This is a genomic window from Streptomyces sp. NPDC101225 (assembly GCF_044767585.1).
In the GTDB taxonomy this organism is placed as follows: domain Bacteria; phylum Actinomycetota; class Actinomycetes; order Streptomycetales; family Streptomycetaceae; genus Streptomyces.
In genome coordinates this window covers 167,131-183,787 of the sequence record NZ_JBIWOE010000011.1, presented here as the reverse complement: position 1 = coordinate 183,787, position 16,657 = coordinate 167,131, and the positions used below count along the sequence as shown (strand labels likewise).

Annotated in this window: 12 protein-coding genes; 5 read left to right on the top strand and 7 right to left on the bottom strand. The window is 70.5% G+C overall.

Annotated features, from left to right (window positions below):
* Nucleotides 1-21 precede the first annotated feature (21 nt).
* Nucleotides 22-894 carry a TauD/TfdA dioxygenase family protein gene (locus tag ACIRPX_RS18550; RefSeq protein ID WP_404195281.1) on the top strand — a complete coding sequence of 291 codons (873 nt, stop codon included), beginning with the start codon at nt 22-24 and terminating at the stop codon, nt 892-894.
* A gap of 15 nt (nt 895-909) precedes the next feature.
* Here ACIRPX_RS18550 and ACIRPX_RS18545 read toward each other — a convergent pair whose 3' ends face one another.
* A complete protein-coding gene (locus ACIRPX_RS18545) occupies nt 910-1,605 on the bottom strand; it encodes a SpcZ (RefSeq protein WP_404195278.1) in 696 nt (231 codons plus the stop codon).
* 249 nt (nt 1,606-1,854) lie between these two features.
* Here ACIRPX_RS18545 and ACIRPX_RS18540 point away from each other — a divergent pair, with 249 nt between their 5' ends.
* Both ACIRPX_RS18540 and ACIRPX_RS18535 read left to right on the top strand, forming a co-directional pair.
* Nucleotides 1,855-2,937 carry a glycoside hydrolase family 19 protein gene (locus ACIRPX_RS18540; protein WP_404195276.1) on the top strand — a complete coding sequence of 361 codons (1,083 nt, stop codon included), beginning with the start codon at nt 1,855-1,857 and terminating at the stop codon, nt 2,935-2,937.
* A 630-nt stretch (nt 2,938-3,567) separates the two neighbouring features.
* Nucleotides 3,568-4,416: a hypothetical protein gene (locus ACIRPX_RS18535; RefSeq protein ID WP_404195274.1), complete on the top strand. Its 849-nt coding sequence runs from the start codon at nt 3,568-3,570 to the stop codon at nt 4,414-4,416.
* Between the two features lie 295 nt (nt 4,417-4,711).
* On the opposite strand, the gene ACIRPX_RS18530 is transcribed toward ACIRPX_RS18535, so the two are convergent.
* The gene (locus ACIRPX_RS18530; RefSeq protein ID WP_404195271.1) at nt 4,712-5,473 is read right to left on the bottom strand and encodes an SDR family NAD(P)-dependent oxidoreductase; all 762 of its coding nucleotides are present in this window, start codon (nt 5,471-5,473) and stop codon (nt 4,712-4,714) included.
* A gap of 522 nt (nt 5,474-5,995) precedes the next feature.
* On the opposite strand from ACIRPX_RS18530, the gene ACIRPX_RS18525 reads away from it, so the two are divergent.
* Together ACIRPX_RS18525 and ACIRPX_RS18520 are read left to right on the top strand one after the other, a co-directional pair.
* Nucleotides 5,996-6,904 (top strand): AraC family transcriptional regulator N-terminal domain-containing protein, encoded by a 909-nt coding sequence (locus ACIRPX_RS18525; RefSeq protein WP_404195268.1) that lies wholly within the window; start codon nt 5,996-5,998, stop codon nt 6,902-6,904.
* Nucleotides 6,905-7,058: 154 nt separating this feature from the next.
* Nucleotides 7,059-9,182: a HEAT repeat domain-containing protein gene (locus ACIRPX_RS18520; RefSeq protein ID WP_404195265.1), complete on the top strand. Its 2,124-nt coding sequence runs from the start codon at nt 7,059-7,061 to the stop codon at nt 9,180-9,182.
* Between the two features lie 100 nt (nt 9,183-9,282).
* On the opposite strand, the gene ACIRPX_RS18515 is transcribed toward ACIRPX_RS18520, so the two are convergent.
* From ACIRPX_RS18515 to ACIRPX_RS18495, 5 genes are all read right to left on the bottom strand, one after another.
* Nucleotides 9,283-9,471, bottom strand: coding sequence for a hypothetical protein (locus tag ACIRPX_RS18515; RefSeq protein ID WP_404195262.1), 189 nt, complete (start codon nt 9,469-9,471; stop codon nt 9,283-9,285).
* Nucleotides 9,472-9,485: 14 nt separating this feature from the next.
* Complete coding sequence (locus tag ACIRPX_RS18510; RefSeq protein ID WP_404195260.1) at nt 9,486-10,070, bottom strand: ArsR/SmtB family transcription factor; 585 nt, start codon at nt 10,068-10,070, stop codon at nt 9,486-9,488.
* Nucleotides 10,071-10,284: 214 nt separating this feature from the next.
* Complete coding sequence (locus ACIRPX_RS18505) at nt 10,285-12,270, bottom strand: FHA domain-containing protein (protein WP_404195257.1); 1,986 nt, start codon at nt 12,268-12,270, stop codon at nt 10,285-10,287.
* Between the two features lie 54 nt (nt 12,271-12,324).
* Nucleotides 12,325-14,013: a serine/threonine-protein kinase gene (locus tag ACIRPX_RS18500; RefSeq protein ID WP_404195254.1), complete on the bottom strand. Its 1,689-nt coding sequence runs from the start codon at nt 14,011-14,013 to the stop codon at nt 12,325-12,327.
* Between the two features lie 275 nt (nt 14,014-14,288).
* The gene (locus tag ACIRPX_RS18495) at nt 14,289-16,655 is read right to left on the bottom strand and encodes an ABC transporter permease (RefSeq protein ID WP_404195251.1); all 2,367 of its coding nucleotides are present in this window, start codon (nt 16,653-16,655) and stop codon (nt 14,289-14,291) included.
* Nucleotides 16,656-16,657 lie beyond the last annotated feature (2 nt).

Here is a 16,657-nt window from a genome sequence, read left to right as displayed (position 1 = left end):
CAACCCCCTGTGGAGGATGTCATGGAGTCCTACGAACGCGACGCACTGGAAGCGGTGACCACGCGTCCCCTGCACCCCTACCGCACGATCACGGTGGAACGGATCACCCCCGTTCTGGGCGCGGAAGTCTCCGGCGCCGACCTGTCGGAAGACCTACCGGCGGAGCAACTGGACGAGATACGCGCCGCGTTCCGCGATCACCACGTCCTGGTCTTCCGTGATCAGACGATCACCGTCGAGGACCACAAGCGTTTCGCCGCCGCCTTCGGCGAGCTGCGTCCCGTCAATCCACCGCCTCCCGAGGGCGACCCCTACATCCTGGAGATCCGCACGACCGCGGCCGCGGCGAACGTGGCGGGCAACGGCTGGCACGCCGACGGCACGGCCGACGCCGAACCCTCGCTCGGGTCGATGCTCTACCTCACCGAGATCCCCCAACCGGGCTGCGGAGGCGACACTCTCTTCGCCAACATGCACCTCGCCTACGCCATGCTCTCGCCGGCCATGCGCTCCCTGCTGGACCCGCTCACCGCAATCCACGACGGCGCCCAGGCCCTGGCGGGTTACACCCCGCCCCCGGACTACGTCATCCCCAGGAGCGAGCACCCGCTCGTCGCCCGTCACCCGGAGACCGACCGCAAGCTGCTCTACGTCAACAAGGCCTACACCAGCCGTATCCCGCAGCTCGCCCCGCAGGAGAGCCAGGCCCTGCTCGCCCTGCTCTTCGACACCATCGCGTCCAGGCCGGTCCTGCACTGCCGCGTCCGCTGGACCCCGGGCACCCTCGTCTTCTGGGACAACCGCTGCGTCCAGCATCATGCGTCCTACGACTACTATCCCTACGCCCGATACGGTCGGCGCGTCGCGATCAACGGCGGCCCCGTCAAGGGCTGACGTCGCCTCCCGCGCTCACCTGCTCACGCGTGCGCGCCCGACCGCGTCGACGAGGCCGTCCCGGAGGCGTGTACGGGCCTCCCGGGCGGCCGACCCGTCGGTGTCGGCCGGCCCGCTGTAGGCGGCGATCCACGCCCGCACCATCGCGAAGGGCCAGGCGCGGGCGTAGTCCTCCGCATCGTGGGAGGCAAAGGCCGCGCTGTACGCGGCGGCGTTCGCGAGCGCGTTGGCCTCCGCGTGCACGCGCTCGCTCACCTCCGTGTTCAGGCGCGCGTAGGTCTCGCCGTAGTGTTCGGCCTCGCCCTCGAACCAACCGCGCGAGCGCGCGAAGGAGGCCGCTGCCGACGAAGCCCGAGAGTGCACCTGTTCGCGGGGATAGGCAAGCCGGTACACGTCGGCCAAGGCCGGTTCCAGCACCGCCGACCAGGCATGTTCGCCGATGGCTTCACCGGCCGCCGCGCGTGCGTGCACCGCGCGCACGGCATCGTGCGGCGCCGCATCCACGCCGCGCCGGCCCGTCGCCTCACCGATCAGGTCCGCGACCGCACCTGCATGCCAGTGGTGCACCGCGACGAACGGCACCTCGGCAGCGGTGTACGGCAGCCCGGAGCGATGTGCCGTCGGTTCGTGGAGTGCCTCGCACACCTGATCCAGCCAGTTCGGTACCGGCATGGGCTGAAGGGACTCCGACGGGTCACGCGGTTCGGTCATCCCAGCCTCCGCAACTGACGGCCCCGTAGCGGAACCAGACGTTTCATCAGACGGCACATTCTGCCGTGACGACCGACCTTTCCGCAGGACGACAGCCTCGGTCTCCAGCATGGCCGGCCTTCCCAGTGCGGCGCGTCCAGGGTCTTGAGCAGCCCAACGCAACAGAACTTGGTCTAGACCTTGACAGGTCCAGACCATTTCGCTTCAGTTTGAAGTCACCCCGCTCACCCCCCTCGAAGGAGTGGTCGCATGTCCAGACGGCGCCTCATGGCGTTCATCGCCGCACTTGCCACCGCGGTAGGGCTTGTTCTCCTGGGGCCGATGACGACAACCGCATCGGCCGCCACCTGCGCCGCCAGCTGGAACTCCTCCTCGGTCTACACCGGTGGCATGAGCGCTTCGTACAACGGGCACAACTGGCTGGCCAAATGGTGGACCCAGGGCGAGACGCCGTCGACCGGCGGTTCCGGAGTCTGGGCCGACCAGGGCTCCTGCACGGGCGGCTCGGGCGGCAGCGGCGGGGGAAGCGGCTGCAGCTATCCGGCCTGGGTCGCGGGCCGTGCCTACGTGGCCGGCGACATCGTTCAGTACACCAACGGCAACTACTACAAGGCATCCCACGACAACCCGGGCTACGACCCGACGATCAGCACCTGGTACTGGGACCCGTACAGCTGCACCGGAGGCGGCGGTACCAACCCTCCGACCAATGGATCGTTCGTGGTGAGCGAAGCGCAGTTCAACCAGATGTTCCCGAACCGGAACTCCTTCTACACCTACAGCGGTCTGACCGCGGCGCTCAGCGCGTACCCCGGCTTCGCCACCACCGGCAGCGACACGGTCAAGAAGCAGGAGGCGGCGGCCTTCCTCGCCAACGTCAGCCACGAGACCGGCGGCCTCGTCTACATCGTCGAGCAGAACACCGCCAACTACTCGCACTACTGCGACACTTCCCGGTCCTACGGCTGCCCGGCGGGCCAGTCCGCCTACTACGGACGCGGTCCGATCCAGCTCAGCTGGAACTTCAACTACAAGGCGGCCGGTGACGCCCTGGGCATCGACCTGCTGAACAATCCCAACCTGGTGCAGACCGACTCGGCCGTCGCCTGGAAGACGGGCCTGTGGTACTGGAACACCCAGACCGGGCCGGGCACCATGACGCCGCACAACGCCATGGTCAACGGCGCCGGATTCGGCGAGACCATCCGCTCGATCAACGGCAGCATCGAATGCAACGGCGGCAACCCCGCACAGGTGCAGAGCCGGATCAACGCCTACCAGAACTTCACCTCGATCCTCGGCGTCCCCACGGGCGGCAACCTCAGCTGCTGAACACCCGCCGGCACGCCGTGCCGTGGGCGATGCGGTCCGTACGATCGACGGCCCCCCTCTCGCCCTCGGCCCGGTGTGCCGCCACTCCGGCGGAATGTTCGATCCGCTGCTCTCCTGCTAAGCAAGCCCCGGCGCGTCGTGGTGGCTGATCACCCGGCGGCCGCGTGTGGTCCTCGTGCACAGCGCCCCGCCGGTGACCTTCAGGTGCCCGCCCGAGACGGGGACGCGCCCACGGGAGAGCGGTTTCTGCGACGCGTTCCGGGCGGTTCGGCGGCAAGGGCGGCGACGCCGACGTCATCTGTTGCCGGTTTGGTGGTGTTCGCGTAGGACCTGCTGCCGTCATGTGCCAGAAGTGAACTGTGTTGGGTCTGTGAAGAATTGACGGACGCTGTGAAAGGTGACAAGAATTCAGATTGCTCCGCCGGGCTACTGCCGAGCGGAGCGACGAGAGCGTCACGACCGTGCACGCAGACAGCGCGTCCTCGACCGTCTTCCCTTCGTGCACCTGTCGTCCGCGCTCGGCCACCTCCCACACCTTCACCCTGGTAGAGGCTCAACTTGTCGCGTTCCCAAGGAACAAGAACTCTCGCCGTACTGGCTGCAACCGCTTTCACCGCCGTCGCCTGTCCCGTGCTCGCAGCCGGTACGGCCAGCGCCGCCTCGTCCGGCGCGTGCCCGTCGGCGACCGTCCAGTACCGCATCGTCGGCGCCGACGGAAACGTCGTGGGCGCGGACTGGACCTCGCAGGGCGGGCTCCATCTCTGGGACACCGCCCCGGGCACCGTCGAGGTCCGGCTGGCGCCGGGCCAGACCGTCGGGGACGGCTGCACGTACCCTGTCTCCCTGGCCGAGTACACCACCGAGGGCCCCAACTGGTACACCTCCGGCCACCAGACCCTGGTCGACAAGGCCACCGTCCACCTCACCGCCGCCGACATCCCCGGCGCGCAGGACGCGAAGCGGTCCTGGCAGAAACTGACCGTGAAGGCGCCGGACTGCTACGGCCAGATCGACCTGTACGGCGACGACGTCACCTACGACGGCGGGACGGGCGAGGGCCATGGCCCGGCCCCCTACGAGCCCGGCGGCGTCGTCACCCCCTACCACCTGATAGCGGCGTGGAACGGCGGGGAGAAGCCGTGCACGCCCGCTACACCGGAATCGCCGGGCGGCCCTTCCCCGTCGAAGCCGGTGCCAAGCACCCCGACGACCCCGTCGGGCAGCACGCCGCCCAAGGAGCCCACGACTCCGCCGACGACGCCTGCCAAGACACCCCCGACGCCGCCGACGACGCCGGATGTGCCGCCGCAGCAGTCGGTACCGCCCACCACTCCGCAGCCGACGCCCAGCGAGAGCACGCCCCCGCTGGCGGAGACCGGATCCAGCGCGCCCGTCGGCCTGATCGCGGGTGGCGCGGCCCTGGTGCTCGCGGTCGGAGCCGGCACCGTGTACGCGGCCGGGCGCAGTCGCCGCTCATGACACGGACGCACTCGCCGCGCCTCGCGCGGTAACGCTCTCACGGTTCCGTCCCGGTAGAGGGCCTGGACGGGGCCGTGTTCCGCGAAAGCGCCGTGGCGGACGCCGGCCTGACGGCGTGGCCGCAACCGCGATGGCGACGGCGGGATGCACGTCGCCCGCCCCCCAGCTCGACCATGCCGGTGTTGATCCTGGCACCGGCTCGACCGGCTCGACCGGCTCGACCGGCTCGACCGGGTCGACCGGGTCGACCGGGTCGGCTGCCGGGCCGGTTCATCTTCATCGGCCGGCCTCGTGGTCAGACCTGCTCGGTGGGGCGGACGAGCAGTTCGGCCACGGCCACGTGGCGGGGGCGGGTGACGATGTAGCCGACGGTGTCGGCGACGTCCTGGCTCTGCAGGCGGTCGATGTCGCCCAGCGCGGCGACAATGTGCTGCTGGATGACGTCCGGGTTGTGCGTGCGCAGTTCCGTGTCGACACTGCCCGGCTCCACGACGGAGACCCGCACGTGCTGGCGTGCCAGCTCCTGGCGCAGCGCCTCGCTGAAGGCGCCGACACCGAACTTGGTGGCGCAGTACACGGCGGACATGGCGAAGGCGCCGCGTCCGGCGAGGGAGCCGATGTTGACGATGTCGGCGACCCGGCGCGGCCCGCCCGTGGCGGCCTTGACCAGATGGGGTAGGGCCGCGTGAGCGGTGTACATCAGGCCCATGAGGTTGATGTCGATCATGCGCCGCCAGTCGTTGAGGTCCGCGCCGGGCGCGGGCCCGAGCAGCATCAGGCCGGCATTGTTGACCAGTGTGTCCAGGCGTCCCAGGTGCTCGACGGTCCGCTCGACCGCGTCCCCGGCGGCCTGGGCGTCGGTGATGTCGGCGGGCACGACCAGGGCCGTGCCGCCGGCGTCGGTGATGTCCCCGGCGAGGCCGGTGAGCCGGTCTTCGCGTCGGCCGACCAGAGCCACGGAGGCACCCTCTCGGGCGAGTTCCAGGGCGGTGGCGTGACCGATACCGCTGGAGGCCCCGGTGACCAGGGCGACGGTTCCGTCAAGACGACGAGTCATGGTTCAAGCCTTTCGATCAACGGCCACGCTGCTGCGGGCCGTACGGAACAAGGGGCGGCTTCCCTGACGGGGGTCACACGGGATAGGCCGCGGTCCTACTGGTGGGCGGTCAAGTCCGCGGTGCCGACACGCGGCGTTTCCGGCCGCCGGGCCTTCGCGGCGACGGAGCCCGAATTGTCCGAGCGCCCCGCTCAGCCGAACGGGTGGGGTCGATTGCAAGGCAGGCGGGAGGGATGTTGACGCTGCAGATGATCCGTTTTGAATCTGCCTCAAGGCCAGGACGGATCGAGCTCGGTGCGACGGTCACGACGATCGCCCACGGGGCTCCGGACGGACAGTGCAGCATCGCCACCGTCCATCAGGAACCTGGCGTCGCGCTTTTCGACACCACATAACCGCCTGGCCGTGGAGGGGGCGCTGTGCGGGTTTGGTGGTGCGTTGTGCCATGTCCCCAACGCTAGGGACGCGGCACCCGGAGGGCATGGGGCACCGGTCGCATAGACTTGCCTGATCCTCTCAAGCATGGAGGGTGTCATGCTGGACCGCCTCGCCTCGGCCATCGACCGGCACTTCGTGGGAGTGGGCTCGGCGACCGCCGTCCCCCGGCTCACCCTGGTCGCGCTCGACCAGACCGTCGAGCCCACCGACCGGCTGGAGGATCCGATGCTCTGCTTCGTCGCCGCCGGCAGGAAACGCACCACCGCGGGCGAGTTCGCCCATGTCGCTCACGCCGGCGAGATGCTGTTCACCACCATCGCCCTGCCCGTCACCGTCGCGGTGGAGAAGGCGCCCTACCGCTCCGCCGTCCTGCGATTCGACAGCCAGGCGCTCACGGAACTGCTCGTCGAGCTGCACGAGACGGGACCGGCCACCCCATTGACGGTCGAAGCGCAGGTGGCCGCGTCGATGACACCGGAACTCATCGACGCGCTCACGCGCTATGTCGAGCTCCTCGACACCCCCGACGACATCCGCCCCCTCGCGGCCCGCGTCGAGAGCGAGATCCTCTACCGGCTGCTGCGCAGCTCCCTCGGCCCCATCCTGCGCCAGTGGTCGCTGGGCGACTCGACCACGTCTCGGGTGCGTGAGGTGGCCCAATGGATCTGTGCCCGCTACACCGAGCCGCTCAGCATCGACAAGATCGCGGCCATGGCACACATGAGCCCCGCCAGCCTGCACCGGCACTTCAAAGCAGCCACCGGCATGAGCCCGCTCAGGTACCAGAAACACCTACGGCTGCAGGAGGCACGGCGGCGCCTGGTCGCCGGAGGCGCCACCGCGGCCCAGATCGCGCAGGCGATCGGATACGCGAGCGCCACCCAGTTCAACCGTGAGTACCGCAGCACCTACGGCCTCCCGCCCGGCCAGGACGCGACCCGCCTCCGGGCCCGCCTCACCCGCACCGCTACTGCCGTACCCCAGCAGGCATAGGGCCTGGCAGTCAGACGCTCTTGTACCAGCGTGGGGGTGTGGACCGGATCCCCGGCCTGGTGGCGCCACGACACCCGCCTCAGGGGTCCACGTGGGTGGCGTCGAGTCGGCCGTAACGGCTCGCTTGTCAGTGCTGCCTGGCATGGTTCGGATCATGTTCGAGGGCCTTGATGACATCGACTGGTCGTTGCTGGAGCACGCGTACGGCGCAGCCGGGGAGATACCGGCGCTGCTGAGGGCGCTGCGCTGCCCGCACATGGAGGAGCGCCGCAAGGCCCTCGACCGCTTCTACAGTGCCGTCCACCACCAGAGCAGCGTCTACCCGTCCACCGCGGCCAGCCTGCCCTTCCTGTTCGAGCTGGCCGTCGACGGCGCCACACCCGACCGGGCCGCCGTGGTCGCATTGGTGGTCAGCATCGGGCGGGAGTCCCTCGAGCAGGGCTTCGCGGACGACGGCACGGAGATCGAGTACTACCCGCCGACGGGCTGCGTGCAGGCCGTCACGTTCCTGCGCGCGCGGGGCGTGGAGTTCGCCGAACTCGCCGGCGACCCGGACCCGAACGTGCGCCTGGCCGCGATCCCCGGGCTGGGGCTGTTCCTCGACGATGCCGGCCAGGCCACCGCCCTGCTGCGCGCCCGGCTGACCGCCGAGCGCGGTGTCGCGGCGCGTCTGCGGATCCTGGACGCGGCGGCCACCCTGGCGCTGCGCATGCCCGCGGCCTCGTCAGACGTGATGGATTGGCTCACTAGGCTGGCCGCCGACCCGGCGTGGGGGCCGGTGACCCGGCTCGCGGCCCTGATCCAGCGGGCCCGCTGCGCGCCGGGCCAGATCGGCGACGACGTCGTACCTGCCGCTGTCGCCCTGTTGCACAAGAGCGCCCGAGACCTGCCCGTGCAGCCGATCAGACCGGCCCCGAGCCGTCCCCCGGTCCCCACCCAGGGAGTTCCGCCCCAGATCGTCGCCGCCTTCGAGGATCTCGACCACAGCGCGCAGATGTACGCACCGACCACCGGCCTGCTGCGCACTTTCCACGAAGCGCTGGGGGGCCGGGTGGCTGAGCGCACCGCGGTGCTGGCCGAGCAGCTGGCCAGCCCCGACCCCGGCACGCGCCTGGACGCGGTCCGGATGAGCGGGGAGCTGATGCGGACCTGGCGTGGAGACCACACCCGCCTCCTGATGCTGGTCGCCGGCCAACTCACCACGCCGGACCTGGAGGTGGCCAGCGAGGCCGCGGCCGTCCTGGAGGTCTGTCACCCGATCGCCGACCCGGCCCGGGAAGCACTCGCCGCACACATCGACGCCCAACGTACGGCCCACGGCACGAACGTCTGGGCCACCCCCGATGCACGGCTGCGCAAAAGCCACCAGGCGGCCGCACGGGCCCTGGCACGCCTTGGTGACATACGCGCTCTGCCGAGTGTGCTGGCCGCATTGGACAGCGGCGTCGATTCCTGGCGCGCCATCCAGGTCGCCCGGCATCTGCCGCACGCTGCGGACGAGTTGGTGCCCCGGCTCCGCGGCCACCTGCGACGCCTCGACCTCTCCCAGGAGTGGACCAGGATGAGCGCCAACGCGATCCTGGCCGCCTTGGCCGCGCTTCGCGACCCGGCTGCGATCGATACGGTGGTCGTCGCGCTCGGCGCCGCTGTACGCCATGAGCAGCACGGCGTCACGGCATCAGCCCTGAAGGCATTGCGGGCGTTCGGTCCGGCGGCAGCCGGCGCACGCGAGGCTATCCAGTCGCTGACCACCCACACCGATGCGCACGTACGGCCCGCCGCCGTCACCGCACTGTGGGCCGTCGGCGGCGACCTGGCCGAGGTCTTGCCGCTCCTGCTCGACCTCCTCGATGACCCGATCACCTTCCGCGTCAGCGAGGCGGCCGATGTGCTCGGCAAGATCGGGCCGCCCGCCTCCGCCGCGCTGCCACGTCTGCGGGGTCTTTTGACGCACGGCTACGAGTGGGTGCGGGTGCCTAGCGCGGCCGCGCTGTGGGAGATCGGCGGCGAGGACGAGGCGCCGGCCGTCCTGGACGTCCTGCTGCAAGCTCTCGCCCAGAAACCGGCGACGGCCAACGCGGTCGTGGCGTGCCTGGACCGGATGGGCGCCCTGGCGGCACCGGCACTGCCCCTGCTCCGCGAGCAACTGGCCCAGCCGGAGCGCGGCGACGGACTCCAGAGGCTCGAACACGACGAGGAACTCCAGCGGGTCGCCCGCACCCTCATCACCCGGCTCGATCGTCCCGCGCCCCCAGTGCCCACCCCGCGCTTCAGATAGGGCAGGCGGTGCGGTCGTCGGCTATCGGGCGGGTTGGGCGACAGTCAATTCCCCATCCTCACCGTCATGTTTCCCATGGAGGCGGTGGTCGTGAACGGCGCTAAGGAAGGGCGGTTGCCGCCTTGGGGGCGGCGGCCATCCGCAGGCCGACTTCCACGAGCGCCCAGCCGAGACGGGTACGGAGGTCCCGGGGGTGCCGGGCCGCTGCGGCGCGACGGTACGCGTCCGCTTCGGCGCGGAGTTCGGCGGCGCGGGCATGGTGCAGGGCAAGATAGGTCTCGGGGTGCATCGGGCTGTGGCCTTTCACTCCGTGGTGAGGGGGAAAGCATGGGTGTGGATGCGTACCTGGGCGGTGTTGGCGTCGTCCTCGTCGGCGGCCCGGTCGCGGTAGGCGTCCACGAGCGCGTGCATCTTCTCGACGAGCTCCTGGGTCAGTTCGGGCGTCAGCCGTAGCGTCGCGCTGCTCATGTCCCAGGTGCGGTTCCATTCCTCCGGCCATGCCTGGCGGTTGCCGAGCCAGGTCGACAGGTCCCGGGTCTGGGCGGTGGCGACCTCATGGAGGTACATGTCGGCGGCCCCGCGCACGTCCGGGCTGGCGTCCGTGAGCAGTGCGTCGTCGAAGCGCAGGCCCTTGTGGACCGCCTTCCACCACCGCTCCCGGCCCTTGCCGCGTTCCGGGGCGTCCTCGATGAAGCCGTGAAAGGCGAGCTGTCGCAGGTGGTAGCTGGTCGCGCCGCTGGACTCGCCGAGTCTTTCGGCGAGTTGAGACGCGGTGGCCGGGCCGCTGAAACGCAGTGCGTCCAGCAGTTGCATGCGCAGTGGGTGTGCGAGCCCGCGCAGGGATCGGGCATCGAGATTGCGCACATGCGAGTCCTGGGGCTCGTTCATGGTGACAAAGATAGCGATGCAAAAGAATGCTTGCAACGGAGTCTTTGCATCTGAGTCCGAACCGTCCTACCGCATCAGCAGAGGCAATTTCCGCTCGGCGAAGCCCGCGCCGCCGTCGCTGTGGGCGGCGACGTCGAGATCGTGAGTGATCCCGTCGGTGGGGTCGTTGACCGTTCCGGTGGCCGTCCGGGTACCTGTTCGCCGGGACGGACCGTCAGGCCGGGTCCAGGAGCGCCGCGGCGCGCGGGTCGGGGATCGGTTCGGGGCGGGGAGTCGCCGGGACGAAGACCGGAGCGTCCTGCTGGTAGAACATGTCGATGTCGGCTTCCTCGCCACCGACGATCAGCGTGTCCCACGCACCGCTCTCCTGGAGCGTGCGCAGGGTCGCGGGCGCCAGAGCGGAGAGGTGGGCCCGGAGCGCGTCGTCGTCGGGGAGGCCCGGCAGGCGGGGTGCCAGCCGCTCGCGGATCGTCCGCATGCGATCCAGGAGGATCTCCAGGTCGGCTTCGGCCGACGTTGAGGCCGGCGCCGAGGCCGCAGCCGGGCCGAAGGGGTGGCGGCTCGCGGCGCCCGACCCCGACGGTGCTGTGGCCTCCATGCTGCCGTCGATGATGTCCTTGATCGCCCGGGTGACACCCCGCTCGTCCGTCGTGACCATGGCGTTCCACGCCCGGCTCTTGTGCCGGTACTGAAGCATCGACATCGCCGCCTCGTGCCGGATGAAGTCCGCGTCGCGCAGCGGCCGACCGCGCCAGACCCGGCTGAGGGAGCGGGCCAGCGAGACGGCCGAGGCCAGACCGCTGTTGAGGCCCCGCCCGGGCCAGAAGTGGATGGCGTTGGCCGCGTCCCCCAGGAGGAACCCGTACGTCCCCGGACGGTCCGCGGTCGGGCGGGTGAGCTGGGCCGTGAACCGCGGGCGCTGCACCATGTCGAGGCGGAACGAAGTGATCGCGCTGAGGTCCTCCTCGGGTACGTCGAACAGCCGCAGCCCTTCAAGGATCCGCTTCCACAGCGGCGAGCCGCGCAGCAGCGCCGGAAGGAACAGCGTGCCGTGGGTCGGGCAGACGAACTCGTTGTCCTCGTGGCGGCTCATCACACACGGCCGGGCCGCGATGCACTCCTCGAAGACCTGGCGCACCGGGTCGATGCCGATGACGTTGCGTGCCTCCTCTCGGGTGAGGCGCATGTTCAGAAAGCCCTCGCCGCGCAGCGAATTGAGCAGGAACCGGTTCTGCGCCACGGTCAGCAGCACGCTCATCGGGTCCGACAGACGGGACTTGACCTTGAGTCCGAGCACCACGTCCTGGATGTGCTCACCGTCGAGGGAGTAGATGGAGGCGTCGGCCGAGCCGAAGCGGTCGGCGAAGTGCTCACGGGTACGCGATCGGCCGCCCTCGCTGATGACCAGCACATGGTCGCGGGCGATCAGTTGTTCCTGCTCGGTGGCGTCGAACCGCTTGGGCACCAGCCGGATCGCGGACTTGCGGTTGGCCAGTTCGAGCAGCTGGTCCTCGATGTAGGCGATGCGGATGTTGCGCGGCGGCCTGCCGTCCACGGAGTCCGGGCCCAGCGGCCACATCTCGGAGAACTGGCCGCTGTCGCCGAACATCGCCGACCGCATCTCCTCCGGCAGCGCCAGGTACTGCCGGCTCTGGACGGTGACGACCTGCTGGCGGCGGACGTTGCCCTGGGTGGCGTCCTTCCAGACCACGGACGTGCCGTTGCGGACCCACCGGCCGTCGTAGACGGTGATCGCGACCCGTCCGGGTAACGCCTCCTCCAGCATCAGGGCGAAGGCGAGGCCGACGGGCCCACCACCGGTCACGGTGACCCGGAGGATCCCCGGGTCCACGACCGCGTCGGCGCGCGGCAGGGCCATTTGGGAGAGGTCCATGACCGTCTCCACGGCTTCCTGCGTCTCGAACAGGAACGTCTCGTCGCCGATGCGTATGGTGTCGCCGGGCGCCAACTCATGACGTTCCACCCGTTGTTGGTTGACGAAGGTGCCGTTCCGGCTGCCGCGGTCGTGGAGGACGTACGCGCCGTTCTCCGTGACGATCTCGGCGTGGAAACGGGAAGCGCTGACGCTGACGATGATGACGTCGTTGTCACTCTTGCGCCCGAATGTCAGCGAAGCGTCTCCGAGGACCACGCTCTGACCGGTGAAGGGACCGGTGCGTCCAACGATGACCGACAGCACGGAAACTCCTTGGGGGAAACAGATTGGTCCAAGTATGAACGAAACGTTGCCTCGTCACGCGCTGTTCGGTCGGCAAGTGATGGAAAAAGCCACAGAGTTGGACTTCGTGTCGAACGGCGACTTGATCTCCACGGCCATCGTGCTCTTCAGTATCCCGCCCTGCGCCCACGTCGACAGGCGCACGGTCTCCTTCTTGGTCGTCGGGTCGCCCTCACGGAACGACAGGGTCCGCCACTCTCGGTCCACCACCGCTCCGTCGTCGGAGACCCACCGGTAGGAGAACTGGACCGGGGCCCGGTCCGTCCTGAACGTCGCGGTGAACCAGGGAGCCTGGCCCTCTCCCGGCGGACAACTCCCGTCGTACGTGGTGGAGTCGCCGGTGACGGCCACCGACACCGGCTTGGACGCGCTGCCGGCGGTCCCGGTTCCGGCGTCCTTGGTGCCTTTGTCGTCCTGGTTCGTGAGCGTGTAGGCGAGGCCCGCACCGAGCAGGACCAGTACGGTCGCCGCCGCCCCGATCAGATAGGCGCTGCGGCGGCCGCGCCGGGCGGAGGCGGGCGTGGAACCGGTGTCGTGCCCGGAGCCGGCTGCCGGAGCCGGTGCCACCGCCCTGGACCCGAATCCCTCGCTGCTCGGCGGAGGCCCGAACGCACCCAGCGGTGCGGCCACGGGTGTGGGTGCGGTCACCGGAGCAGTGGCAGCCCCGTCGGCCGCGGGCGCCTGTGTCGCGGTGGTCGCGGTCGCCGTCGCGTCGGCAGGGGTCTTCTCCGTGGTCGTGACCGGCGCGGTGACCGCGGCCGTGACGCCCTCCGTGGCAGAAGCCGTAGCCGTAGCCGAAGACGTAGCCGAAGCCGTGGTCACCACCGTGGTGTCGGTCCCTGCCCCAGATGGCGCCGCCAACGCTCGTGCGGCCAGGGCGAGTTCACGCTCGGCCTCTTCGGGACCCATCCGCTCCTCGGGACGCTTGCGCATCAGTCCCTCGATGACCGACGTCAGCGGTCCGGCCCGGTGCGGCGGCGGAAGCTCGTCGTCCACGACGGCGCGCAGCGTCGACAGGGCGGACGTCCGGCGGAACGGCGAACGTCCCTGCACGGCCGTGTAGAGGAGCGCCCCGAGAGACCACAGGTCGGAAGCGGTGCCCGGCGTTCGGCCCAACGCCCGCTCGGGAGCGAGGTATTCGGGGGATCCGACGACCTCGCCGGTCATCGTCAGCGCGGTGTCGCCCTCCACGGTCGCTATGCCGAAGTCGGTCAGGACCACGCGCCCTTCGTCGGCGAGCAGCACGTTGGCGGGCTTCACGTCGCGGTGCAGTACACCGGCTCCATGGGCGGCGCGCAGTGCGGCGAGCACCTCGACGCCGATGCGCGCGACCTCCGTCGGCGCCAGGGCGCCCTCGGCGCTGATCACGTCGGCGAGGGAGGGGCCGGGGACGAATTCCATGACGATCCACGGCCGGCCGTCGAAGGTCACGACGTCGTGGACGGTCACGACACCACGGGCGTTGACCCGTGCCGCGGCCCACGCCTCCCGCTCCAGCCGGACGTGCATCTGCCTGCTGCGCTCGGCGGGCAGCTCGATGGAGGCACGGACCTCCTTGACCGCGACGTCGCGGTGCAGCACTTCGTCGCTCGCCCGCCACACGGTGCCCATGCCGCCCTCGCCGAGCACGGACAGCAGTCGGTACCGGCCGGCGACCAGCCGTTCACCGCCGGCCTCCGATGAGGCCGCGTCCTGGTTGTGCATGAGGGTCAACTCCCTTACTCCGCCGACTGCCGGTGACAGTATGATGAATACGGCGACGATCACTAAATGTGCAGGGTGAGGGCCGGACAGATGCGTTTCGGACAGCACTGTGACACTCGTGAACCGGCGACGATCGAGCCCCGCTCAGCCGTCCTGTCCCGCACGGGGGGAACCCGCCTGTGGCGCGGACGTGCCGCCGAGGCGAGCACGGTTCCCGGGATACGCCAGGGCGGCGGCGCGCGCCCAGCGCGCGTCGGTCTTCGCGGGGTGCGGCACTACTGGGCGCGTTCGCGTACGACGCGGGCGATGTCCAGGCCGCGGACCACGCGGATCGCCGGAATCTGCGACAGCAGCGACGCCGCGAGCACGGCGACGGCGGCGGACAGCAGCGCCCCCCAGCCCAGGGTGAGTTCCATGCGGAACATGTCGCTGCTGAAGGACCGCAGCGCCGCCCACGCGGCGGCGGCTCCCGCCACCAGCCCCAGAGGTACGGCGACGAGGGTGGCGGTGAGGTTCTCCATGGCGAGCAGGCCGGCGACCCGGCGCAACGGGACGCCCGCGGCGCGCAGCGTCGCCAGCTCGCCGGTGCGTTCGGCGACGTTGACGGTCATCGTCACGTAGATGACGGTGAGGGCGAGAATGGCGCCGAGGACGAGCATGATGCCGACGAAGAGCCAGAACAGCCCCAGGTACTTGTCGAACTGCTGGCGCAGGGCCTTGGCGTCGGTGTAGGCGACCACGCCGTCCAGGTTGCTGATCGTGGCACGGGCGGCGTCCCGGGCGTGTGCGGTCGAGCCCTGGGCGAAGCGCAGCTGGTAGGAGTGGGCGTCGGCACCGGTGAGTGCGCGCGCCGTGCTGTCCGTTGCGTAGACGAACGTGCCGAGCGGTTCGTCGAGCACGCCCGCGAGACGGGCCTGGCGCCCTCCCGCTCCGGGGGAGTCGACGGTGATCATGTCGCCGACCCTGACGTGCAGCCTGCCGGTGATCGCCTTGCCGGCGAGCACACCGCGGGCCGGCAGCCGCAGGGTGGTCCCGTCGGACCCGCGGAAGCCGTGCATGGCCGTGTTCCGCTCGTATCCCATGAGCGAGGTGGCGTAGGAGTGGCCGTGGGCCGAGAGCGTCACCGGTACGGTGGCCACCGCTTCGACGCGCGCGACCCCGGGGACGGCACGCAGGCTGTTCTCCAGGCCGGTGGCGTGGGTGTCGGCCGTCACCGTGGCGTCCTCCTTCTGCACCGTCCCGTACTGCACGTTCATCATCGAACGCATGCTGGTGATCATCCCGACGGAGGCGAGCACCAGGACGAGGGAGAGGACGGTGCCGGTCATGGTGGCCAGGGTGCGGCGCCGGCTGCGGGTCAGTTCGCGCAGCGCCAGCCGGGCGGTGACCGGGATCCAGCGAGCCCGGGCGATGGCACGGCTCCACGGACCCGGTGGCGTCAGGGCGCGGCCGTCTCCGCGCATGGCCTCGGCGGGTGCCTCGCGGGATGCGGCCAGGGCCGGGGCGATGCCGCCGACGAGGCCGACGAGCAGGCCGAAGGCGAGACCGACCGCGGCGACGGGCCAGCGGTGCTCGATGACGGTGTCCGGGACCTTCAGGGCACCGGTGTAGGCGCGGGTGACCGCGTCGGTGGCGAGGGTGCCGAGCACGACCCCGGCGACGGCGCCCGCGGAGCCGGCCAGGGTGCCGTGGCTGAGGTAGTGGCGCACGACGAGCCTGCGCGGGGCGCCCGCGGCGAGGAAGGTGGCGATCACCTTGCGCTCGGAGAGCACCAGGCGGGTGATGAGCACGTACGCGGCGACGGCGGCCGCGGCCAGGAACAGCAGCGGGAACGTCAGGCCGAGCTGCTGGAAGCCGTCCAGGTCCTCCTGCAGGGTCGCCACCGAAGCCTGCTCGGAGCGCGGGACGACGTCGACCGCACCGGCTGCCCGCAGGTCTGCCGTCACGCGCCGCGTCGTGGCGGTATTGCTGGTGTCGCGGGCGTCGTCGGTGAAGCGTACGAGCGTCTGGCTGTCGGCGTACGGCCCGGCCAGCCCGCGGGCGGTGGCCTCAGGAGCGAAGATCACGGCGAAGGAGTGCGGATCGCTCAGGGGTGTCTGGCGGTTGCGGGCGGGCCAGAGGTACTCGGCCGAGTCCACGATCCCGCGGACGGTGAAGGTGCGCCAGGCCGATCCGTCGAAGGCGCGCAGCCGGTCGCCCGGTGACAGCGTGAAGGTCTGGGCCGCGTGCCGCTCGACCAGGACTCCGGTGGGATCGCCGGGAGCGAGATAGCGGCCGGAGGTGACATCGACGCGGTCGACGTCGGGCTGGGCGCCGGCGGGCAGGCCGACAATCCGGCCCAGCAGCTTGTCGCCGCCGACGCGTAGCGGCAGATCGCCCTGCGTGCGGCCGGCCACGGCCGCGACACCGGGGGTACGACGGGCGGCCGCGGCGACCTGCTGGGGGCTGCCGCCGCTCGCGGTCACGTCGGCGAAGCGCAGTCGGGCGTAGGTGCGGTCGTAGGAGGCACTCAGGTTCTGGTAGGCCTCGTAGCTGGAGATGAACAGCACGACGCCGACCAGGACGGTCACCGCGATCGCGGCGAACTGGGGGAGGCGGCGGCGCAGATCCCGGCGGGTCTTGGCGAACAGGATGCGGTTCACGA